The 22,322-nt window shown below is 62.1% G+C and carries 21 protein-coding genes; 10 read left to right on the top strand and 11 right to left on the bottom strand.

Annotated elements, in window-relative coordinates:
• Positions 1-124 precede the first annotated feature (124 nt).
• The 4 genes from AC630_RS14590 to AC630_RS14575 all read right to left on the bottom strand — a co-directional run bounded on the left by AC630_RS14590 (position 125) and on the right by AC630_RS14575 (position 3,235).
• On the bottom strand, positions 125-499 hold the full coding sequence (locus AC630_RS14590) for a response regulator (protein ID WP_074119207.1): 375 nt from the start codon (positions 497-499) through the stop codon (positions 125-127).
• A 501-nt stretch (positions 500-1,000) separates the two neighbouring features.
• Positions 1,001-1,252, bottom strand: a complete 252-nt coding sequence (locus tag AC630_RS46960; RefSeq protein WP_245330385.1) for a DUF2961 domain-containing protein — start codon at positions 1,250-1,252, stop codon at positions 1,001-1,003.
• 61 nt (positions 1,253-1,313) lie between these two features.
• Positions 1,314-1,499, bottom strand: coding sequence for a hypothetical protein (locus AC630_RS46955; protein WP_074119206.1), 186 nt, complete (start codon positions 1,497-1,499; stop codon positions 1,314-1,316).
• 110 nt (positions 1,500-1,609) lie between these two features.
• The gene (locus AC630_RS14575) at positions 1,610-3,235 is read right to left on the bottom strand and encodes a long-chain fatty acid--CoA ligase (RefSeq protein ID WP_074119267.1); all 1,626 of its coding nucleotides are present in this window, start codon (positions 3,233-3,235) and stop codon (positions 1,610-1,612) included.
• Between the two features lie 177 nt (positions 3,236-3,412).
• Here AC630_RS14575 and AC630_RS14570 point away from each other — a divergent pair, with 177 nt between their 5' ends.
• The 8 genes from AC630_RS14570 (at position 3,413) to AC630_RS14535 (ending at position 10,057) form a co-directional block, all read left to right on the top strand.
• Entirely contained in the window at positions 3,413-5,266 is a 1,854-nt protein-coding gene (locus AC630_RS14570; protein WP_074119205.1) for a flavin-containing monooxygenase, read from the top strand.
• Between the two features lie 37 nt (positions 5,267-5,303).
• The gene (locus AC630_RS14565) at positions 5,304-6,122 is read left to right on the top strand and encodes a lytic murein transglycosylase (protein ID WP_074119204.1); all 819 of its coding nucleotides are present in this window, start codon (positions 5,304-5,306) and stop codon (positions 6,120-6,122) included.
• Positions 6,123-6,229: 107 nt separating this feature from the next.
• On the top strand, positions 6,230-6,451 hold the full coding sequence (locus AC630_RS14560; RefSeq protein ID WP_074119203.1) for a hypothetical protein: 222 nt from the start codon (positions 6,230-6,232) through the stop codon (positions 6,449-6,451).
• A gap of 12 nt (positions 6,452-6,463) precedes the next feature.
• Positions 6,464-6,886 (top strand): hypothetical protein, encoded by a 423-nt coding sequence (locus AC630_RS14555; RefSeq protein ID WP_074119202.1) that lies wholly within the window; start codon positions 6,464-6,466, stop codon positions 6,884-6,886.
• Between the two features lie 385 nt (positions 6,887-7,271).
• Positions 7,272-7,718 carry a MaoC family dehydratase gene (locus AC630_RS14550; protein WP_074119201.1) on the top strand — a complete coding sequence of 149 codons (447 nt, stop codon included), beginning with the start codon at positions 7,272-7,274 and terminating at the stop codon, positions 7,716-7,718.
• A gap of 101 nt (positions 7,719-7,819) precedes the next feature.
• A complete protein-coding gene (locus tag AC630_RS14545; RefSeq protein ID WP_074119200.1) occupies positions 7,820-8,332 on the top strand; it encodes a hypothetical protein in 513 nt (170 codons plus the stop codon).
• Between the two features lie 327 nt (positions 8,333-8,659).
• Positions 8,660-9,631: a helix-turn-helix transcriptional regulator gene (locus AC630_RS14540; RefSeq protein WP_074119199.1), complete on the top strand. Its 972-nt coding sequence runs from the start codon at positions 8,660-8,662 to the stop codon at positions 9,629-9,631.
• A 177-nt stretch (positions 9,632-9,808) separates the two neighbouring features.
• A complete protein-coding gene (locus AC630_RS14535) occupies positions 9,809-10,057 on the top strand; it encodes a DUF6894 family protein (RefSeq protein ID WP_074119198.1) in 249 nt (82 codons plus the stop codon).
• An 85-nt stretch (positions 10,058-10,142) separates the two neighbouring features.
• On the opposite strand, the gene AC630_RS14530 is transcribed toward AC630_RS14535, so the two are convergent.
• The gene (locus tag AC630_RS14530) at positions 10,143-13,331 is read right to left on the bottom strand and encodes an efflux RND transporter permease subunit (RefSeq protein WP_074119197.1); all 3,189 of its coding nucleotides are present in this window, start codon (positions 13,329-13,331) and stop codon (positions 10,143-10,145) included.
• A 144-nt stretch (positions 13,332-13,475) separates the two neighbouring features.
• The gene (locus tag AC630_RS14525) at positions 13,476-14,720 is read right to left on the bottom strand and encodes an efflux RND transporter periplasmic adaptor subunit (RefSeq protein WP_074119196.1); all 1,245 of its coding nucleotides are present in this window, start codon (positions 14,718-14,720) and stop codon (positions 13,476-13,478) included.
• A 202-nt stretch (positions 14,721-14,922) separates the two neighbouring features.
• Between AC630_RS14525 and AC630_RS14520 the strand changes: the two genes are divergently transcribed.
• Entirely contained in the window at positions 14,923-15,522 is a 600-nt protein-coding gene (locus AC630_RS14520; RefSeq protein ID WP_074119195.1) for a TetR/AcrR family transcriptional regulator, read from the top strand.
• Between the two features lie 475 nt (positions 15,523-15,997).
• Here the strand turns inward: AC630_RS14520 and AC630_RS14515 are convergent, their stop codons facing one another.
• From AC630_RS14515 to AC630_RS14500, 4 genes are all read right to left on the bottom strand, one after another.
• On the bottom strand, positions 15,998-16,741 hold the full coding sequence (locus AC630_RS14515; RefSeq protein WP_074119194.1) for a protein-L-isoaspartate(D-aspartate) O-methyltransferase: 744 nt from the start codon (positions 16,739-16,741) through the stop codon (positions 15,998-16,000).
• A 332-nt stretch (positions 16,742-17,073) separates the two neighbouring features.
• Entirely contained in the window at positions 17,074-17,580 is a 507-nt protein-coding gene (locus tag AC630_RS14510; protein WP_074119193.1) for a GlcG/HbpS family heme-binding protein, read from the bottom strand.
• A gap of 361 nt (positions 17,581-17,941) precedes the next feature.
• Entirely contained in the window at positions 17,942-19,393 is a 1,452-nt protein-coding gene (locus tag AC630_RS14505; RefSeq protein WP_074119192.1) for a short-chain fatty acid transporter, read from the bottom strand.
• A 456-nt stretch (positions 19,394-19,849) separates the two neighbouring features.
• Complete coding sequence (locus tag AC630_RS14500) at positions 19,850-20,701, bottom strand: ABC transporter substrate-binding protein (RefSeq protein WP_245330383.1); 852 nt, start codon at positions 20,699-20,701, stop codon at positions 19,850-19,852.
• Between the two features lie 321 nt (positions 20,702-21,022).
• Between AC630_RS14500 and AC630_RS14495 the strand changes: the two genes are divergently transcribed.
• Complete coding sequence (locus AC630_RS14495) at positions 21,023-21,841, top strand: Crp/Fnr family transcriptional regulator (RefSeq protein WP_074119190.1); 819 nt, start codon at positions 21,023-21,025, stop codon at positions 21,839-21,841.
• A gap of 235 nt (positions 21,842-22,076) precedes the next feature.
• Here the strand turns inward: AC630_RS14495 and AC630_RS14490 are convergent.
• A partial coding sequence (locus AC630_RS14490; RefSeq protein ID WP_143198048.1) for a cupin domain-containing protein occupies positions 22,077-22,322 on the bottom strand: 246 nt, incomplete at its 5' end.

Below are 22,322 nucleotides of genomic sequence, written 5' to 3'. Positions count from 1 at the left end.
GCCAACTGAATTTTACGCTTGCTGGAACGCGGCGACAACAATCCGCTGAATGGCCAGCTGTGGGCTTTCAGTGGGCCGGGTGTGGGCATCACGTTACCGGCGGATATCGTGGCACGGTAGCCATTTACCCGCCAGCTCGCGCGAGCAGCGTCTTTATCTTGCCTATCAGCCTTTGCAGCTCGATCGGTTTTGTGTCGTAGTCGTCACAGCCTGCCTCTAGGGCCTTGTCCCGATCAGTCGCCAGGGCGTGCGCTGTGAGCGCGATGATGGGGATCTTTCGCAGCTCCGGCGTAGCCTTGATCCGGCGCGTCGCCTCCCAACCGTCAATCACCGGCAGGCTCATGTCCATCAAAATGAGATCGGGCCTGTCGCTTGTCGCCATTGCAACGCCGCCCGCTCCGTCCTCGGCAATGATGACTTCGTAACCGCTGCGCACGAGGCGCCGCGAGAGCATGTCGCGATTCATCTCGTTGTCTTCGACCAGCAGGATCTTGGGCATCGCACCACCTCCCGCCGAACTGCGAGCACTGCTTGCCCGAAACGGTCCGAGTGAACTCTATAGACGTCTAAAAATCAACTTAGCCGTCAAGCCCACCTCTAGGCTAGCGTCAAAAAATGGCGAGTCGCAGGCAACCGTGGTGGCCCCTCGGTTTCTTGCTCATGCGCCGCAGCCGCACATTGCGCAGCGCTGAGCGTTTCCTAGCGACAAGTGCCGAGCCATTTGCATGCATGCTAGCTGCCGCGGCCGACTATGCTTGGGCGCCCTGACAAGGAGATCGAATAGGGCGCGACTGCTGCGATGCATGAGTCCGGAAGTGGCCCGACTCGGACCTCAGGCGAAGTCCGCTTTCGCGCCGCTGTTGGAGGAGAAGCGGACATCAGTCGGCCAGTTGCTAAGGAGTACACGCCCTAAAGCGCGATGGGATTGGGAGGCATCGCGCTCTATTTATTTGAGTATGATCCTTTCGGAAAACCGCTGCGCACTTTTCCGGATCATGCTCTAGCCGATTTCGAGATAATCCGGGCCGGGCAGTTTCGGGAAGGGCGCCGTCGGCAGCGTCTGATACCAGAACGCGACCGAGGCGATGTCATCCTGCAACGGAAGATATTTTGCGTCTTTCGTTCCCGGCAACCAGCCGAGCGCCTGGATCGTCACGCGAAGATCAGAGTGGAAGCGTATGGGGTCTGGGATGTGCCAGCGGTACATGCCGAAACGTTGCTGCGATTTGTAGACGCCATCGGGGCGGATCACCTGCGGCAGATCGCGCCCTGGCCCTCGATGTCGGCGAGCGTGAAGGTCGTGCCGGGCTCGATCACGACATAGGGCGAGACCTTCCACCCCTGGCCGAGATCGCGGGCCTGGCGCGCCGCGGGGCGTCGACGGACATGCCGCCCTTGCCCTTCTCGCCGGTGAAGTTCTCGGGGCTGATCGAGCGCGTCTGCGCATTCGACAGGCGCGACAGATTGCCGAGATGCAGGCCTAATCCGGAAAACGCCATGGTGTCCTCAATCCCTGGAGTTGGCGACACCTCGATATATCGCCGCCGAATCTACCAAAAGATGAAGACGATCGCGCACGGGAAGGGCCGGTGCGCGATCGGCTGGCCGCTCAGGCGACGCGGTATCCCTTGAATTTCTCGCGCAGAGCCGACTTCAGCACCTTGCCGGTCCCGGTCATCGGGAATTCGTCCAGGAATTCGACGGCGTCCGGCATCCACCAGCTCGCGATCTTCGGGCGCATGTGGTCGAGCAGCGCCTTGCCGTCGACGGTCGCGCCTTTCTTGCGGACGACGAGGAGCAGGGGGCGCTCCTGCCACTTCTCATGCGAAATCGCGACCACGGCAGCTTGCAGGATGTCGGGATGTGACAAGGCGATGTCCTCGAGCTGGATCGAGGAGATCCATTCGCCGCCGGACTTGATCACGTCCTTGGAGCGGTCCGTGAGCGTGACGTGGCCTTGCGGATCGATCACGGCCATGTCGCCGGTGATCAGCCAGCCGTCGCGGTCGAGGCCCTCGTCGAGCTTCATGTAGCCGGAAGCGACCCATGGACCGCGGGCGCGCAGATGTCCGACGGTCTTGCCGTCGCGCGGCAGCTCGTTGCCGCCGTCGTCGACGATGCGCAGGGCGGTGCCGAGACAGGCGCGGCCGGACACCTGGCGCCGGTCGAACTTCTCCTTGTCGCCGAGATGCTCCGAGCCAGGCCGCAAGCCCGGCATCGAGCAGCCCAAGGCCTCGGTCATGCCCCAGGCCTGGATGTAGTCGATGTCGTAGTCGCGCTTGAGCTTCTCGACCATCGCGCGCGGCGGCGCGGAGCCCGACGACAGCGTTGCGCGCAGGGTGGAGAATTTGTTGCCGGTCCGCCCCAGCCAGTCGAGCAGGATCAGCCAGAAGCTCGGCACGCCTGCGGAGAGCGTTACCTTCTCGCCTTCGAGCAATTCGTAGAGCTTGTCGGGTTCGTAATTGCGGCCGGGCAGCACCAGCTTCGAGCCGGTATAAGGCGCGGTGAATGGCATGTTCCAGCCATTGCCGTGGAACAGCGGCGCCATCGGCATCATCACCTCGCGCACGCCTTCGACATGTCCGGGCAGGAAGTCGAAATTGCAGCATGTCATGGTCTGCAGGATCGCGGCGCGGTGCGAATAGATCACGCCCTTCGGGTTGCCCGTCGTGCCCGAGGTGTAGCAGATGGTGGATGCGGATTTTTCGTCGAACTCCGGCCAGGTGAAGCCGGAATCGTTCTCCTTCTCCAGAAGCTCCTCGTAGCAGTGCACGCTCGCAAGCTTCGTCTCCGGCATCCGCTCGCGCGAGGACATCACGACGAAGGCCTCGATCGTGTTCAGCTGCGGCGCGATCGCCTCGACGATCGGCAGCGTGGCGCGATCGATGAACAGCAGGCGGTCTTCGGCGTGGTTGATGATGTAGACGAGCTGCTCGGGAAACAGCCGCGGGTTGATGGTGTGCAACACGTAACCCATGCCCGGCGCGGCGTAGAACATCTCGAAATGACGGTGTGTGTTCCAGGCCAGAGTGCCGACGCGGTCGCCGGGCTTCATGCCGAGCCGCTTCAAGGCCAGGGCCATGCGTTTGATGCGCGGATGGGCGTCCGCATAGGTGTAGCGGTGGATATCGCCCTCGATCTCGCGCGCGACGATCTCCGCTTCGCCGTGATAGTCGGCGGCATATTGGATCAGGCCGCTGATCAGGAGCGGCATGTCCATCATCAATCCCTGCATGGTCTCCTCCAGACCGCCATGTCGTTGCATGGCGTACGCTCGTGATTTGCGCGCACGGTAGCGGAACGCCACGCGACGTTCACGCAAAAAACGGTGGACGTGATTGCATGCGTCACTTTTTCAGGGCTAACTTCTGCGAGCTGCCTCGCGAAGCAGCGTCCGCCGTGGAGGAAATGGATGTCAGCGGAAAGACACAAGACCGGTACAGCCGGCGAATCTACGGTTGATATTGCGGCACTCCGTGCGCGTTATCGCGACGAACGCGACCGCCGTCTGCGCGCCGAAGGCAAGGCGCAATATGTCGAGGTAACAGGCAATTTCGGCCGCTACCTCGACGATCCCTGGGCCGATCCCGGATTCGCGCGCGAGCCTGTTGGCGAACAGACCGAAGTGCTGATCGTGGGTGGCGGCTTCGGCGGTCTGCTCTGCGGCGCGCGTCTGCGCGAAGCCGGCATCGATGACTTCCGCATCGTGGAAAAGGCTGCCGATTTCGGCGGTACCTGGTACTGGAATCGCTACCCCGGCGCGGCCTGCGATACCGAGAGCTACATCTACCTGCCGCTGCTGGAAGAGACCGGCTACATGCCGCTGCGCAAATATGCGCGGGCTCCGGAGATCTACGAGCACTCCCGCCGCATCGGCCGTCATTTCGGCCTCTACGAGCGCACGCTGTTTCAGACCGTCATCGCGTGCATGGAATGGCAGGAGCAGGAGGCGCGCTGGCTGGTCGAGACCGATCGCGGCGATCGCATCCGCGCGCGCTTCGTCATCCTGGCCGGCGGGCCACTCAGCCGTCCGAAGCTGCCGGGCATTCCCGGCATTGAAAGCTTCAAGGCACACAGCTTCCACACCAGCCGTTGGGACTATGGCTATACCGGTGGCAGCGCGGACGGTGGTCTCAGCGGTCTTGCCGACAAGCGCGTCGGCATCATCGGCACCGGTGCGACCGCCGTGCAATGCGTGCCGCATCTCGGCCGGTCCGCGAAGGAGCTCTATGTCTTTCAGCGCACACCGTCGGCGATCGGCGTGCGCGACGATCGGCCGACGGATCATGGCTGGGCGCAGAGCCTCAAGCCTGGCTGGCAGCGTGAGCGCATGGACAATTTCACTGCGGTCATCTCCGGCGAGCAGTTCGAACGCGATCTTGTGCAGGACGGCTGGACCGGACTGCTCGGCGAGATCCTGCTGGCGCCGCGCCGCCAGGCCCAGCCCGTGACCTCGATGGAGGAGGCGCTGAAGGTCATCGAGCAGGCCGACTACCGCAAGATGGAGGAGATCCGCGCCCGCGTCGACGCTATCGTGAAGGACGAAGCCGCCGCGGCTGCGCTGAAGCCCTGGTACAAGGCGTTCTGCAAGCGGCCGTGCTTCCATGACGAATATCTCGACACCTTCAATCGTCCCAATGTGCATCTGGTCGATACCAAAGGGCAGGGCGCCGAGCGCATCACCGAGAACGCTGTCGTGGTCGACGGCAAGGCCTATGAGCTCGACTGCTTGATCTATGCCAGCGGTTTCGAGGTCGGTACCGATTACGCCCGCCGCATGGGCTTCGAGGTCTACGGCCGCGGCGGCATGAGCCTGACCGAGCGCTGGCACGACGGCGTCAAGACGTTGCACGGCTTCTACAGCCGCGGTTTCCCGAACTGCTTCCTGATCGTCACGGTGCAGGCCGGCCAGAGCGCCAACTTCCCGCACATCATCGACGAGCAATCACAGCACATCGCCTATGTGATCGATCAGGTGCGAAAGCGCGGCGCCCGGACATTGGAGCCAACGCTCGCCGCCGAGAACGCCTGGGTGGAGGAGGTCGTGAAAGCCGCGCTCGGCCGCCAGACCTATCTCGCCGAATGCACGCCCGGCTACTACAATAACGAGGGCGTGTTCGATCCGATCGCGGCAAGAAACAGCCAATATTGGCGCGGGCCGGTGGCGTTCCTGCGGCTGCTCGGCAAGTGGCGCAAGGAAGGCGATCTGGAAGGCCTCGAAATGTCATATGATCGTACCATGGAGTCGGCGCCTTCGTCCGGGTAAGCTCGGGCATCGGATCGCCGCGGAACGGGAGGAAGACATGATCAGGGGCAGGCGTGTTGTGGGGGCGGTTTTTGGCGCAGTGGCGCTGCTCGGTTGTGTCGCGCCGACCGCCAACGCAGCGCAATGCGGCAGCTCGCCGGCGGGTTTTGAAGCCTGGAAACGTGAGTTCAGCGCCGAGGCACAGGGCAAGGGCATCGGCCAGACCGCAATCTCTGCGCTGATGCAGGCCCACTATGCGAGCGCCACGATCGCAGCCGACCGCGGCCAGCGCAGCTTCTCGCTATCGCTCGATCAGTTCCTCGCCAAGCGCGGCGCCACCACCATTGTCGCCAGGGGCCGGCAGCTCAAGCAGTCGCAGGGCGCCTTGTTCGCCTCGATCCAGCAGCGTTACGGCGTCCCGCCCGGACCATTGATCGCAATCTGGGGCATGGAGACCGGCTTCGGAAGCCAGCGCGGCAACCAGAACATGCTCTCGTCGATCGCCACCCTTGCATATGACTGCCGCCGTCCCGAATTCTTCACCGATCAGCTCTATGCCGCGCTGAAGCTGATCGACCGCGGCACGCTGTCGGGTGCCACCCGCGGCTCCATGCATGGCGAGGTCGGCCAGACCCAGTTCATGCCCAAGAATATTCTGGCCTACGGCACCGGTAACCTCGATGTTGCCGCCAACGCGCTGAGCTCGACGGCCAACTTCCTCAGGGCACATGGCTGGCGCGCAGGAGCCGGTTACCAGCCGGGCGAACCGAATTTCGCCGCGATCGAGGCTTGGAATGCTGCCGGCGTCTATCAGAAGGCAATCGCACTGATGGGACGGCAGATCGACGAGGGAGGAGGGGCGGCCGCTTCGCGTTGAGGCCGCACGAAGGCCTCGGCCGCATAGGAGAAAGTTTCTGCGTTGGGGAACCTACGGCACGAGGTTTGCTTTGATCGGGGGCAGGGCTGGGCATGAGGAGACTCAATATGGCAACCCAGATCGTGATGGACCGAACCGGCGACACGCGCCACGAGTTTGATCCCGACAATGCCGAAGCGCTGGCACGGGCCGAACGGCGCTTTCGTGAGCTGACCGGAGCCGGTTTTACCGCCGCGCTGCGAACCGGGCCGGGCGAAGTGACCCAGATCCGATCGTTCGATCCGACCGCGCATGAAACGCTGTTCTATCCCCGCTTGGTCGGCGGCTGATCTGAGCTGCTCATGATCGGCGCAGTTTGGCTCCGCGCGCCGGCGCGAGCGCGCCTGCATGCGTTGCGTGAACTCTATCGGCGCTTCTTCGGCGAGAATACGCCGGATGCACGCGGCCGCCGGCTTCTGGCCGAATGGCTGTCGCCGGCGCAGCGCGCGCAGTTCGAGCAGCACCGGTATTTCGACGTCATCGGATGCGACACCGGTAGGACGTATCGCATTCACTACGGCACGGCCGCCAATGTCCACGAAATCGACGACGATGGGCGTGCGATGATGGGATGGTGTTTTGTTCCGTCGGGCTTCCTCGTGCCGGGCGATGTGATGCTGGCGCAGAAGATCGCCCTCGAGACGAGCGAGACAGCGGCGCTGGCGCTTGCCAACCGGTTTCCGCCGGCAACGCATACGGAGCACTTCTACCGGCGGCCGTTCTAGCCCCGGGAAGACGCGGCGATCAGAAATGCGTGGTGCGATAGGCATCCAGCGCGTGTGCCGCGAAGACGCCGATGCTGCAAAGGGCGAGCACGCCCGAGATCAGCTCGATCATAGCTCGTCCTCCTGCGGCGAAAGGGCGACGAGGTGCCGGCAGCAGGAATAATCCCGGATCAGGTCGACAAGGAATTGCATGGTGGCCGTCCCTGTATGATTTTGACAACCACATAACCGGCTATCCGTTTCAGGCATATTTCGTCGCACCAGGAAAGGGGTTTCGCCGGGAACCCTGGGCTGGTTTTTGCGCTGCGAAGCAGCTACATCCCGTTTTTACTCAATCCCTTAGCCGCGCGTCTTCGGAGGCGGCATCACATTGCGAGGCAACATCATGGCGCAGGTCGAGTGGTTCGACGATCTCACCATCGGAATGCGGTTCAAATCCCCCGAGATCCAAGTCACTGAGGCCGACATCAAGCGCTTCGCCAGCGAGTTCGATCCGCAGCCGATGCACCTCGACCACGAGGCCGCCAAGGAAACCCTGTTCAAAGGGCTCGCCGCGTCGGGATGGCACACCGCCGCGATCGCCATGAACCTCGCGGTCCAGATCCGCCCCTTCGGGCCGCATCCGCTGATCGGCGCGGGCGTTGACGGGCTGCGCTGGACGCTTCCGGTGCGGCCCAACGACCGTCTGCATCTGGTCGGCGAGGTCATGAGCCTGACGCCGTCAAAGTCAAAGCCGCAGGGTATCGCGCTGGTGAAATGGACGATGTTCAACCAGAACGGCGAGGAGGTTTACACCTTCACCCCGATCGCGATCGTGCCGCGGCGGGGGTAGCAGACAGGCCCTCTGCCACTGGCCTTGCCGCGGCCTGAAGCCCTTGCCGGCCTCCGGCGGAGGTGGTCATCTCAGCCCCGGGGAACACGCCGGAGGCTGACATGAAACGGTTTCCTCTCGTCGCCGGGCTGCTCGCAGGCGCACTCGGCGCCGGGCCTGGGCTTGCTCAACAATCCCTTGCCCAACAATCCAAGGTCGGCGACTGGACCATCGAGAAGCGAACGCAGGACACGCATTGCAATGCGAGCCGCGGCTACAAGGACAAGGAAGACGAGAACCGCGACTACATTATCGTGATCACCCATTCCGACAAGGCGATCGTGATCGTGATGATCTACGACGGCTGGGAATGGGACAAGGTCGGCGAGATCCTCCGGGCCGACGTCGGCACCGATGACGCCCACATCATGAAGAAGGCAAAGTGGGAGGTCATGGACAAGACCACGGTGCGCGGCATCTTCGAGTACGACCAGTCGATCATGGACCGGCTCTCGAAGGCCAAGCGCCTCACGCTCGACTTCGAGGACGATGACGACGACAGCATCGAGATGCAGATCCCGCGCGCGGGCGAGGCGCTCGCCGCGTTGAAGTCCTGCGAGGAGAACCGGAAGTAGATTGCCGGCGCCGGCAGGCAGGCAGACCTCGTGAAGATCGCCGCCGGATTCCCTGCACCGTTTGCACAGCGAACGAGCAGCGGCGGCGCCGTGTGATTCATTTCACTGCGCGAGCCGTGAGACGATGCGATCTCAATCCATTGTGATGAGCATGGCTCTCAGGTCCCCCGAACGCAGGACGCGTGTCCTTTGAGGGTTTCGTATATCGCGCCACTTGAGATGAGAAGGGCAGTGTGCGCCACGGAACAATCCGCGTCCGGCACCGGACGCGGGTGCGAGGAGACAACAGCGCGTGGCCGAGCCTGCTCGTCGGTTGGAGAGATTGTAGTGAGCGGCAAGGAAGAATTTTCCATTCTCAATGTTTCAACGAACGGCATTCCCGAAGACGAACGTATACCGCTGTTGCGCGAATTCTACTGCCGCGGCGTGCTGAAGGCGGAAATCGAAGCAACGGAAGTAAAGCCGTTCGCGGCGAGCCTTACATCCCATGGCTTGCCTGGCGCTAAGCTGGTGATCGGCGGGCTGATCGGAGCGCGGGTGATCCGCACCAAGCAACTGGTTGTCGACGGAGACGACAGCCTTGGCCTGATGGTAAATCGATCCGGCGTCGTCGGGATATCCGCGCGAGGACGTGATTTGCGGCTTCGTCCTGGCGACGCGGTCTTGACGAGTGCCGAGGACGTGACGACCTACGAGCGGTTCTCGCTCGGAAACTGTCTATCGCTGCGCGTCCCGCGGCGGGTGCTCGCGCCCATGATCGTGGATATCGACGATGCGGTGATGCGCATCATACCGGAGCACACCGCCGGGCTTCGCCTTCTCGTCGACTACGCGATGTCTTTGGTGCGTGAGCGAGCGTTCGCGGTGCCCGCATTGCGCCAGGTTGGCGTTGCACATGTGCACGATTTGATGGCGCGCGTTCTCGGCGCGACGGATGAGGTTCACGAACTGGCCGGACGCCGAGGCGTCAGGTTCGCGCGGCTGCGCAAGGTGAAATCCTTCATCGTCAACAATTGCTGGCAGGACCTCTCGGTCGCCACCGTAGCGCAGGAGTTCGGCATGACCATACGCTATCTCCAGCGTCTGTTCGAAGCCGATGGCAAGACCTTTTCGTCATTCCTGACCGACCAGCGTCTCAAGCGCGCCCATCGCATGCTACGCGAGCCTGACTTCGCCGGACGGCCGGTGAGCTCGATCGCTTACGACGCCGGCTTCGGCGATATCTCTTATTTCAACCGCTGTTTCCGGCGGGCCTATGGCGCGACGCCAAGCGGCGTCAGGAGCGGCGAGGCGCTGTGACCGCACGCGGCTAATTTCAGCGAACGTCGATTTCAAACAGGAGGAATTTGACATTGTCCTCGATCGCAGAGGCATGGCCATGACGCATTGGTTTTGCCGCAGTCTCATTCTTGCAAGTCTTGTGCGGAGTAGATCATGACGTTGTGTTTCGAGCGGCGCTGGCAGTCGGAGTCCTGAATGCGCCGTTTCTTCTTCGACCTCCTGGTTGGCAATGTCGTGAAGATCGACCCGGGTGGCATGGTCTTCGAGCAGGCCAAGGCGACCTTCGTCGTCGCCGACGAGATGGCGAGACATCTTTTCGTCTGGCGTGACGATTTGCGCGATCGCGACGCATGGATCCGCGTCCGGGACGATGGCGGGCGCGAGATCTATCGCGCCGCCGTCTGGTCGGAAAGCGCGGAGAAGGTCGGCTGGGACGAGGCGTGACCGTCCCGGGGAGAGTGTCGCGTCAACGAGACGGTCTTTCGCAAGACCGTGCTCGTTTTGCTGTTGGTGTCAGGTATCTCCTGATCTAGTGCCCTAAGCCCTGGGCCGGCGCCGCGCTGGTGTCGCTGCCGTGATGCGTCAGCGGCTTCATGCCGGTGACGGTCCGGAGCAGCACATAGAACACCGGCGTCAGGAACAGGCCGAACACGGTGACGCCGATCATGCCGGAGAACACGGCGACGCCCATGGCCCGCCGCATCTCCGAGCCGGCGCCGGTCGAGAGCACCAGCGGCAGCACGCCCATGATGAACGCCATCGACGTCATCAGGATCGGGCGAAGCCGCAGCCGGCTGGCCTCGATCGCAGCCCGGATCGGCGTGCGCCCGGCGAATTCGAGCTCGCGCGCGAATTCGACGATCAGGATCGCGTTCTTGGCCGAAAGGCCGACCAGCACGATCAATCCGATCTGGGTGAAGACGTTGTTGTCGCCCTTCGAGATCCAGACGCCGAACATCGCCGCCAGCAGGCCCATCGGCACGATCATGATGATCGAGAGCGGCAAGGTCAGGCTCTCGTAGAGCGCCGCCAGCACCAGGAATACCAGCAGGATCGCCAGCGGGAACACCCAGAGGCCAGAATTGCCGGCGATGAACTCCTGATAGGTCAGATCCGTCCATTCGAAGGCAAAGCCGGGCGGGAGTACCTCTGCCGCGATCCGCGTCGCCGCTTCCTGCGCCTGACCGGAGGAGAAGCCGGGCGCCGCGGCCGCGTTGATGTCGGACGACAGGAAGCCGTTGTAGCGGATCGCTCGCTCAGGTCCCGCGCTCTGGCGGATCTTCAGCAGCGCCGACAGTGGCACCATGTCGCCGGACGACGAGCGCACCTTCAACTGCCTGATGTCGTCGGCACGCGCGCGGAACGGCGCGTCGGCCTGGACGTAGACAGAGTAGGTGCGGCCAAACTTGTTGAAGTCGTTGACGTAGTAGGAGCCCAGGTAAATTTGCAGCGTGTTGAACACCTCCGTCACGGGCACCCCGAGCTGCAGCGCCTTGGTGCGGTCGATATCGGCGAAGAGCTGTGGAACGTTGACCTGGAAGCTCGAGAACGCGCCGGCGATCTCCGGCGCCTTCTGCATCGCCGCCATGAACGCATTCGTCGCCTCGTTCAGCGCCTCATAGCCGAGACCGGCACGGTCCTCGATCTGCAGCTTGAAGCCGCCGATGGTGCCGAGGCCGTTGACCGGCGGCGGCGGGAACATGGCGATGAAGGCTTCCTGGATGCCGGCATATTTCTTGTTCAACTCGGCCGCGAGCGCGGGGCCGCTGAGCGAGGGATCCTTGCGTTCGTCGAACGGCTTCAGCGTCGAGAACACGATGCCGGCATTGGAGGAGTTGGTGAAGCCGGAGATCGACAGGCCCGGGAAGGCCACGGAGCTTTCGACACCGGGCTGGGTCAGGGCGATGTCGCTCATCTTGCGGATCACCTCTTCGGTGCGGTCGAGCGTTGCGCCATCGGGAAGGCGGGCGAAGCCCACCAGATACTGCTTGTCCTGACCGGGCACGAAGCCGCTGGGCACCTGCTGGAACAACAGGGCGGTCAGGCCAACCAGGACCACGTAGAGCCCCATCACCGCCGCCTTGCCTGATATCACCTTGGTGACAGTGCCGCTGTAGTTCTCCGAGGAGCGCGTAAAAGCCTTGTTGAAGCCGCGGAAGAACCAGCCGAGCGCCTTTTCGAGGATGATCGTCAGCCGGTCCTTCGGCTCGTTATGGCCCTTGAGCAGCAGCGCCGACAGGGCCGGCGACAGCGTCAGCGAGTTGACAGCCGAGATCACGGTCGAGATCGCGATCGTCAGCGCGAACTGCTTGTAGAACTGCCCGGTGAGGCCGGAGATGAAGGCGAGGGGCACGAACACCGCGATCAGCACCATCGCGATCGCGATGATCGGGCCCGAGACCTCGCGCATCGCCTGGTAGGTCGCGTCGCGCGGCGACAGTCCGGCCTCGATGTTGCGCTCGACGTTCTCGACCACGACAATGGCGTCGTCGACGACGATGCCGATCGCCAGCACCAGGCCGAACAGGCTGAGCGCGTTGATGGAGAAGCCGAACACGTGCATCACCGCGAATGTGCCGACGATCGACACCGGCACTGCCAAGAGCGGAATGATCGATGCGCGCCAGGTCTGGAGGAACAGGATCACGACCAGCACCACCAGCGCAATCGCCTCCAGCAGCGTGTGGATGACAGCTTCGATTGACGAGCGCACGAACTGGGTGGGATCGTAGACGATCTGGTAGGACACGCCTTCCGGCATGTTCTTCTTGATCTCGGCCATGGTGGCGCGGACGTGGTCGGATATCTCGAGCGCGTTGGAGCCGGGCGCCTGGAAGATCGGGATCGCCACCGCCTGCTTGTTGTCGAGCAGCGAGCGCAGGCCATATGCGGAGGCGCCGAGCTCGATGCGCGCGACGTCGCGTAAGCGCACCACTTCGCCGCGAACGCCGGTCTTGACCACGATGTCGCCAAACTGCTCCTCGTTCGCGAGGCGGCCTTCCGCGTTGACCGAGAGCTGCAGGTCGATGCCCTTGACGTTCGGGGAGGAGCCGACGACGCCGGCGGCGGCTTCGACGTTCTGCGCCTGGATCGCCTTGACGATGTCGCTGGCGGTCAGCCCGTGCTCGGCGGCCTTCTGCGGATCGACCCAGACCCGCATCGAATAGTCGCCTGCACCGTAGAGCTGGACGTCGCCGACGCCGTCGATCCGCGCCAGCCGGTCCTTGACGTTGAGCACCGCATAGTTGCGCAAGTACGTCATGTCGTAGCGGCCGTTCGGCGACAGCAGATGCACGACCATGGTCAGGTCGGGCGAGGACTTCTTGGTGATGATGCCGAGCTGGCGCACCACGGCCGGCAGGCGCGGTTCGGCCTGCTGCACGCGGTTCTGCACGAGCTGCGTCGCCTTGTCGGGGTCGGTGCCGAGCCGGAACGTCACCGTCAGCGTCATTGCGCCGTCGGTGGTCGCCTGGCTCGACATGTACAGCATGTTCTCGACGCCGTTGATCTGCTCCTCGATCGGCGTCGCGACCGTTTCCGCGATCACCTTGGGATTGGCGCCGGGATAGGTCGCGCGCACCACGACAGAGGGCGGCACGACATCGGGATATTCAGAGATAGGCATCGCGAACAGCGAGATCAGGCCCGCAAGGAAGATAAGGACCGAAAGAACGCCGGCAAAAATCGGACGATCGATGAAGAACTTTGAGAGATTCATGGTTTTGCCCCTGCGCGAGAGACAACTTCCCCGTTATCCCGGGACGTGGGCCAAGCCTGCGAACTCGGAATCCGGAAGTGATGTCTTGAGAGTTGTCTGACTTCGAGATCCGGGGGCGCGTTATACGCGTCCCCGGATGAGTAACTAACGCTGCACGACGTCCTGGTTGCTGTTGTTGGCGGCCTGCTGCGGCCCGCGCGCGCCCATCGCCGCGACCTCCGTCTTGAGGAGGGCGCCGGGACGCACGCGCTGCAACCCGTTGACGACGATGCGGTCGCCGGGCTTCAGGCCCGCGGTGACGATGCGAAGCCCATCGACCGCGCCGCCGAGCGTGATCGGCCGGTAGACAGCACGGCTGTCGTCACCGACCGCCATCACGAACTTCTTGTCCTGGTCGGTGCCGATCGCGCGCTCGTCGATCATCACGAGGGTCTGCTGCTTGGGCTGGCCCATGCGCACGCGTGCGAACTGGCCGGGGATGAGGCGCCCGTCCTCGTTCTGGAACACCGCGCGGACGCGGATGGTGCCGCTCTGGCCGTTGACCTGGTTGTCGATGAGCTGGATGTGGCCCTTGGCCGAAAGGCCGCCCGAGGTCGCCATCTCCACCGGGATCTGGTCGAGATTGCCGCGCTTGCCGGAGGTATCAGCGATCGAGTTCAGCGCACGCAGCACGACCTCCTCATCTGCATCAAAGGACGCGTAGATCGGATTGACCGAGACCAGCGAGGTCAGCACCGGGGAGGCGGTGCCGGCGGCGACGAGATTGCCGACGGTGACCTCGATCTTGCCGACGCGGCCGTCAACGGGCGCGCGCACCTCGGTGTAGTCGAGGTTGAGCTTGGCTGTCTGGAGCGTCGCTTCGGCTGCCTTCACGTTGGCGATCGCTTCGCGATTGGCGTTGTCGCGCTGGTCGTAGTCGCGCCGCGTGACCACGGCATTGCCGACCAGCTGCGCGCCGCGCTCGAGCTCGCTCTGGGTGAACACCACGCGCGCCTTCGCCGCCTCGAGCTGGGCATTGGCTTTGTCGACCTCGGCCGCGTAAGGCGCCGGATCGATCTTGAACAGGACATCGCCGGCCTTCACCAACGCGCCTTCGGTGAAGTTGGCCGAAAGGATTGCACCCGCGACGCGCGGGCGAAGCTCGACGCGATTGATGGCCTCCAGCCGGCCCGAGAAGTCGTCCCACAGCACGGTCTGCCGCGGCTCGATCATCGCGACCGTGACGGAGACGGCTTGTTCAGCTGCGGCCGCGGTCGCGGTGGCCTGAGCCGCATGGAAGTAGTGACCGGTCGCAATCGAACCGGCCACGGCGAGGGCGCCGACGATGGCGACGCCGCCGAGAAGACGGCGGATACGGCCGGTGCGGGAGGTAATTTGGGAGGGATGCATTTGCGCGCTCCAGATATGTAGTGGTCGCTACAAATGTGGAGCTGGATGTCGCAGTGCAAGATACTTATGTACCATTCACTAAGAAAATTGTACTCGCATACCGCGACGATTGGAAGACGGCAGAGAAAATTAAGGCAGAACAAATAGATAGGATCAGGCGTTAGAGCGAAATACGACGCCGATTGAGAAGGAGGACAGGCACATGGGCATGGGACGCCCCCGCGAATTCGACGCCGAGACGGCGTTGGACCGGGCGATGGAAGTGTTTTGGCGCCATGGCTATGAGGGCGCCACGATCGCCCAGCTCACCGAGGCGATGGCCATCAATCCTCCGAGCCTCTACGCCTGCTTCGGCAACAAGGAGGGCCTGCTGAAGGCCGCGCTCGACCGCTACACAAAACTGCGCGGCGTCTGGATGGACGAGGTGGTCGCTGCACCGACCGCCCGCGACGTTGCCGAGCGGATGCTGATGGGCATCGCCGATAAGCAGACCGATCCTGCCAATCCTCCCGGCTGCCTGCTCGTGCAGGGCGGCATCGCCTGCGGCACCGGCTCCGAAAACGTTCCCTTCGAACTCGCCACCCGCCGCGCCCAGAACGAAGACCAGCTCCGCGACCGCTTCGTGCGCGCCAAGGCTGAAGGCGATCTCAAGCCGACGTCAGATCCCGCCGCGCTCGCGCGCTACGTCTCGGCCGTCTCCGTCGGCATGGGCGTTATGGCGTCTTCGGGCGCTGACCGCGAAGCGCTGCGGCAGGTGGCGAGCGTGGCCGTGCAGGCGGTCGAGGCGCAGTCGGGCTCCTGAAGATGCTGGAGTGGCTGACGAACGAATTGAGGAGGCGGTTCAAGATTGGATGTTGCAGCCTGATACGGTTGGAATTGTTCCGCCTCGAAGTCTCGAAACGTAGGCCCAATTTACTGATTGGATTGTGCCGCGAGCCATACAGCTAGTAATGATTTAGGGCGCGTACTCATAAATCTATCGTTTCAGCTTCGGAAGCAGCGAGGTCCGCTTTGCGTTCCTAAGCGGACATGCGAGGCGCGCTTGGTCATGTCCGCTTGGGGGCCATATCCGGAAGTGCCGCCACGGTGATGCGCAAAAGCAAAAGGAGGCCGCCAATCAGGGCGGCCTTTGCGAATGTTCGTTGACGGGAATTATTCTGAAACGCCATCAACTGCAAAGGAGCGGAACTTCGCGTATTTTTCGCCGACTTTCCGGAGCGGCGCCGGCCACCTCGACGTCCCCCAAATTCTAGCAAGAACGGGACGTTTGCGAGCGTTTAGTTTTGTGGACGCGTAAAGGGGACAAAGCGCACGAGGGCGACGGCGCGCGTCGTCGTCTTGTCGGGGGCAATTTTTTTGACGACCGTGAGCCGCTGAGCGGTGTAACCGGGGCCCATCGGCATAACCAGCCGGCCACCTACTTTAAGCTGCTCAATCAGCGGCGGCGGTGGCTGCCCGAGGGCGGCAGTCACGATGATGGCGTCGAAAGGACCGCATTCGGGCCAGCCATCGTAGCCGTCGCCGAGCTTGACGCTCACGTTGTCATACGCGAGGTCTCTTAGCGTTTTCGCGGCGGTCTCGGCCAATTGCGCGATGATCTCGATGGTGCAGACCTTTCGTGCCAGGTGCGCAAGGACGGCGGCCTGATAGCCCGATCCCGTCCCGACTTCCAGCACAACGTGATCGGGCGCGACCTCGGCCAACTGGGTCATCAAGGCCACGATGTACGGCTGCGATATGGTCTGCCCGAGGCCGATCGGAATCGGTCTGTCCGCGTATGCGATGGAGCAAGATTGCTCGGGGATGAACAGATGGCGTTTCGTTTGCTCCATGGCCTCAAGGATTCTCTCCGACATGCCTTGCTGTCCCAAGGCACTGGCAGCGGATCGGGCGTATGTCCTGATGGTTTCGACCATGGCGGCGCGCTCGCGGACACATTGCGCGTCCTTTGGTGCATCCTGTGCGGTCGCTTCCGAGGCGATGACAACCATGGCAAACACGAGCAGCAGCAAGGCCTTCATCGTGCGCTCTCCAAGAGGTCGTGGGTTCACATCTACCGCTTGAGCGCAATGAGCCGATTCGACGTGTCAGCTCAGTGAATCACGGCGTCCAGCGAATGACGCGCAGTGCGTCAGGGGGGCTCCAGCAGTCATGATACCATCACTGCATCTGGCAGGTAAGTTGACCTCTCCGCACGCATTGCCGACCCAAATGCAACCGGGATACCTCACCTAATGTCCGTTGCGGGTGGCCAACAACGGACTTAACAGATGCGTGAAGCACTAAGCAACAAAGAGCACGAGGCGAGGTCGCCAACAAGACGGCCTCGGTGATTGCGAGCGCGTGGCGGGTCTCACTTCGCTACGTCGGCACCCGCCTTTGCGACTTGGCCATCCTGAACTGACGTCCCGCCAGAGACGCCGATCGCCCCGACAATCTTGCCATCCACATTAATGGGAATGCCGCCTTCCAGCGGTGATGCCCCACGGAGCGCCAACGAACGCAAACCGATGCCGCCCTGCGCCACCAAATCCTCGAACACTTTGCTGGGACGCCTGTAGTTGATCGCGCTGAGTGCCTTGTCCTCGGCAGCCATAAGAGAGCCGTATTGGGTATTGTCGAGCTTGTGCAGCATCACCATGTGGCCCGTGCTGTCGAGGATCACGATGGCCATCGCCCAGTTATTCTTTTCGGCCTCCGCTTCCGCGGCAGCCATTATTTTTTTGCCTGCCTCAAGCCCTAGTGGCACTCCATAAGGAATTATCGGGGGTGGGGATGGCGCCTGTTGAGCGCTGGCTGTTGCCGAGAGTATCACTGCAGCCAGGATGGAAGCGACTTGCGTCTTGCCCTGCGTCCTCATGTTGTTGTCCTCCCGATATCTGCTGGTCGGCTAAATGGGCTGCCCCTGCACTGGACATTTTCGACCGGAGGATTGCGCCAATCGGTACCAGAGTCCATCGGCCGGGGGGCCGGCGCAAAAGAAAGGGCCGCTTTTCCTATTGCTGATAACCTTCCAGGCTCGGGCTAGTCGCCCTTCGATTGGCGGCCTGCCAAGGACCGCTAAGGGTCATAGGTGTCGGTTTGACGGTCCGTCGACCACTTCCGGTCCATCCCGACAAGCAGACCATTTCAAAGCAGGCCCGAACTTCGCAATAGGGCCAGAAGCCGACATGGCAAGCTTCACTCGATCACCTCGTCAGCACGCAAATGACACCGAACTCTCAGGGTATCACCGGCGGATGATAATCCAGCGTATAGGCAAGCAGCCACAGCAGGAATAGCACGACCGGCAGATGCATCAGCAGTTGCAGGAAGGTGAAGCCCACGACGTCGCGCGCGCGCAAGCCCAGCACGCCGAGCAGCGGCAGCATCCAAAACGGATTGATCAGGTTGGGCAACGCCTCCGCCGCGTTATAGATCTGGACGGCCCAGCCGAGATGCACCTTGAGATCGTTGGCCGCCTGCATCACGTAAGGCGCCTCGAGCAACCACTTGCCACCGCCCGACGGGATGAAGAAGCCGAGGATCGCCGAATAGATGCCGATCACCAACGGATAGAGATGCTGCGTCGACATGGCGACGAAGGCGTGCGTGATCTGGTCGGACACGGTGACACCCGCGCCGTTCCTCGCCTGCGTAAGGATCGTGGCAATCGCGCCGTAGAACGGAAACTGGATCAGCACGCCCGACGTCGCCGGCACCGACTTGATCACCGCGGCGAGGAAGCGCTTCGGCCGCCAGTGCAGCAGGAGGCCGACCATGATGAAGATGAAGTTGTAGGTGTTGAGATTGGAGATCGCGATCATCCAGTCCTGGCGGGCGAATTCGTTGATCACCCAACCGGCCGCGAGCAGCACCAGCAGAATGGTGAGGATCGGGGAATGCTCGAGCCATTCCCCCGGCTGCTTCGGCGGCGCCACCTCGATGGCTTGGCCGCGCGAGGTCTCGATGCCCATCGCTTCAGCCGTCACGGCGGAACTGGGACCCGGCGCCGACCAGATCGCGATGGCGACTGAGATCACGAGAAGCACGGACGTGATCACCATCGACTGCCACAGGAAGATGGTTTCGGAGAAGGGAATGACCCCGCTAATGGACAACAGGCCTTTTGGTAGGCTCGCCGCATTGGCCTGCAGCTGCGCCGCCGAGGAAGACAGCCCCATCGCCCATGTGGCGCCAAGCCCGAGATAGGCGGCCGCGCCCGCAGCCCGGTAGTCCATCCTAAGTTCGCGCCGTGCCGCAAGCGCGACGACCAGCAGACCGCCGAGGATCAGGCTTAAGCCCCAATTGAGCAACGAAGCCAGAATGCTAACGAAGGCGACGAGGCCGACGGCGCCGACGCCGGTCTTGGGCAAATCGGCGAGCCAGCCGATCAGCCGTTGCGCGGGGCCTGAGGTGGCGACGACGTAGCCGCCGATCGCGACGAAGGCCATTTGCATGGTGAAGGTGATCAGGCTCCAGAACCCGTTGCCGAAGGCGACACTGACGGCAACCGGCGAGGCGCCGTTGAGCAGCGCCGCCAGCGAGACCACCACGACAGCGATGGCGACAAAGATGAACGCATCGGGAAACCACTTTTCCGCCCACGCGGTAAAGCCGATCGCAAGGCGCACCAAGGCGCCTTCTCGCTGCGCTGCGGAAGTGGAAGACGTAACCGTGTCCGTCGTTTCCATGATGATCCTCCCAAGGCCCCGTTACTCGAAAGGTTAGCATCAAGCCTAGGCCCAGAAACTCCGCCCGTCGATAGCGAGATCGCGAACAATCAGCGTTCGCAATTGCGAAGAGAAGCCCGAGGGTTTGTCAGACAGTCCGGAGGCTAACGTCGGAACTTGAGCTGCGCGTCTGAGGTTCAGCATTCTCCCGCTCGGCCAGTTCGCGCCAATCAATGTCGAGTGTGCGGTTCTGAAAGAGATTTCCGCTTAGAGTGAGACGCAGAAATCAGCGATCCCGACGACCATGTCCGCCGGGCCGAGCATTCCACGCCGAGATTTATCGGTGGACTATCCAACTCCAAAGGTCCGCTTTGGGGTCAGAGGCGGAAGTCTGAGGCGACAAAGTACCGCTCTGTCTTTGATAGCGGACATGCCAGGGCTTTCGCTGCACGTCGGCCCAGGGGCCGACACCAGACCTCAGTCGATCACTTGGTCCGCACCGCTGAGCAGCGTTGGCGGAATGATCACACCAAGTGCTTTGGCCGTCTTAAGGTTGATAGCCAGAACGATTTCAGTCGGCTGTTCCACAGGTACTTCCGCCACTTTGGCGCCTCGCAAGAGCTTCGCGACCTGACGAGCGCATTGACGAAAAACAACGCTGAGACGGGGACCATAGGCAATCAGGCCGCCTGCCTCAGCCTCTTCAGGCCATTGCAAAATGGCTGGCAGGCGATACAGATCGAAGCGTTCACGGATTAGCGAACGGAGAGATCCCCCCAGTAAGGGTGACGCCAAGACATTGACCGCCTCGACCGATGTCGCCTTCATGGCATCTATCGCTCGGATGACTCCCCCCTCAGACCGTGCGACATACGGAACGATCTCGATGCCGAACGCACGGGCAGCACTTTCAAGAGCGTCGATGTTTCGTATTGGCTCATGATCGCCAAATACAGCTATCTTTCGAGCTGCGGGGAGTGCCTCATGCAACAGCGCCAACCGCTTTACATCGAGCTGAAATGCGAAAATGGCGACACCGGTTGTGTTGCCGTCGGGATGAGACATGGAGGTGACGAGCTTGCTGCCGAGCAAGTCATCTGCAAGCGCAACGATGGGAATGCGTTGAGTAGCTTTTTGTACAGCGCGAGCCGCGTCGGGTCCGAATACCACGAGCACGTCGGGCCGCGCTTTGGTTAGTTCAACGGCGACCTCTTCGTAAGAAGCAGGGGCTACGCCAATGCCGCGACTATCAACCTCAAGATTGCGGCCTTCCACAAATCCAGTTTGGTCAAGTTCATCGAGAAGGACTTGTGCCCTCGCGGATGCCAAGATTGCAATGCGATAACGCCTCCCGGTCTGTTGCGCGGAGGCTGCTAGCGGCCACGCCGCCGCCCCAGCAAAAGCTCCGAGAAATTGCCGTCGCCTCATGCCCGCCCTCAAAACTCGATGGGACGGCATTCTAGGCTCAATAGAACTTTGCGGAAGGGGTCAAAATTGGTCAAAGCAACACCAATTTTCTCGCTGTGCGACGGCTCAGGGCCACTTTCGGACTCATGCGCCGCAACAAAAAGCGCCTTCAATATCGCCCCTCGATCATCAATATCCGGGATATATTCGGGGGATACTGACCGCTTTGTGAGGGATGATCCAATGGAGCCCATCAGTGCAGACCTTTCCACGATATTAAACCGCATCCTTGATACGGCCGCGGATAATCTCAGGATCGCAAAGGTTCTCGTTCAGATGGGACTTGATCCCAACAACATCACCTACGACGCACTGTTTAATCGGCTGCTTGAAATTGTGTTGGCCAACATCACGCTCGCCAACATGTTCGCTTTGATTGGTGCCTTCTTCTTTGTCGCTACTTTGCTGATGCAGACAATGGTGCCACTGCGGGTCGCGAATATGGTCGGCTGTACATTCTTCGTAATCTCTGGCGCGCTTTCCGGAAGCGTCGCGACCTTTCTGCTTTATCTGCTGTTGCTGCCGGTCAATGCCGTTCGCCTCCGCCAACTGCTCAAGCTCGTTAAGAAGGCACGCAACGCGACCCAGGGTGACATGTCGAAGGAATGGCTCAAACCGTTCATGAGCGAACGCAGATATCGCCGGGGCGACCGATTATTCAGGAAGGGGGATGCGGCTGCCGAAATGTTTCTCACCGTCACAGGAAAGTTCCTCGTCAAGGAAATCGGCGTCGAGCTTCCGCCAGGACGTTTCATGGGAGAACTTGGCTTTCTTACGCCCAATAACCGACGAACCGGAACGGTCGAATGCATAGAAGACGGCCAAGTCCTGACCATAACTTATGAACGGCTGCTTGAAATCTACTTTCAGAATCCGCAATTCGGCTATTACGTCCTCGTCCTGACCAGTCAGCGCTTCCTGGAAAACATCTCGCGGCTGGAAGCAACTCTCGCGCAAGAGAAAGCGGCGCGACAGACCCCAGCCGCGGATGGCATAGCTTGAAACCTTGGCTCTTGATTGCTCCACCATTGGTGACAGAACAGTCCCGACGCAGTGCGGGTCTCGCGAGGCAACGACGTCCGCTCTGGGTCAATCGCGTCGTTTCGGCCGCCGGTTGATTACCGCCGGTCTACCCCCGAAGAGCAGACATTCGTAGTGTCCAAAGGCATGTCGCGGATGGGCCCAGGAGCGGAAATCTCACCTTGGGCGCAGTGGCGACCGGACTTGAGCGGTTCGATCAGGCATCGCCAGTGGGCGCGATTGCTGCGGTCTCGACCATCAAGATCACGCTCCTTTCGGGCGCGCGCGTGCAATGCAACACTCCCTTCGGCACAGTGAAGCCCTGATTGGGCAGCAACTCGATTGAGTGTCCCTCAAGATCGATTATGAAACGGCCGCTGAGGACGAAGAAGAACTCGTCGTCATTGTCGTGCTTGTGCCAATGGTACTCGCCTTGCATGACGCCGAGGCGGATAACGGAATC

Origin of the sequence: Bradyrhizobium sp. AS23.2 (assembly GCF_001908185.1) — a bacterium.
In the GTDB taxonomy this organism is placed as follows: Bacteria; Pseudomonadota; Alphaproteobacteria; order Rhizobiales; family Xanthobacteraceae; genus Bradyrhizobium.
The sequence above is the reverse complement of the archived record's forward strand: the minus strand, read 5'-3'. Positions and strand labels throughout refer to the sequence as shown.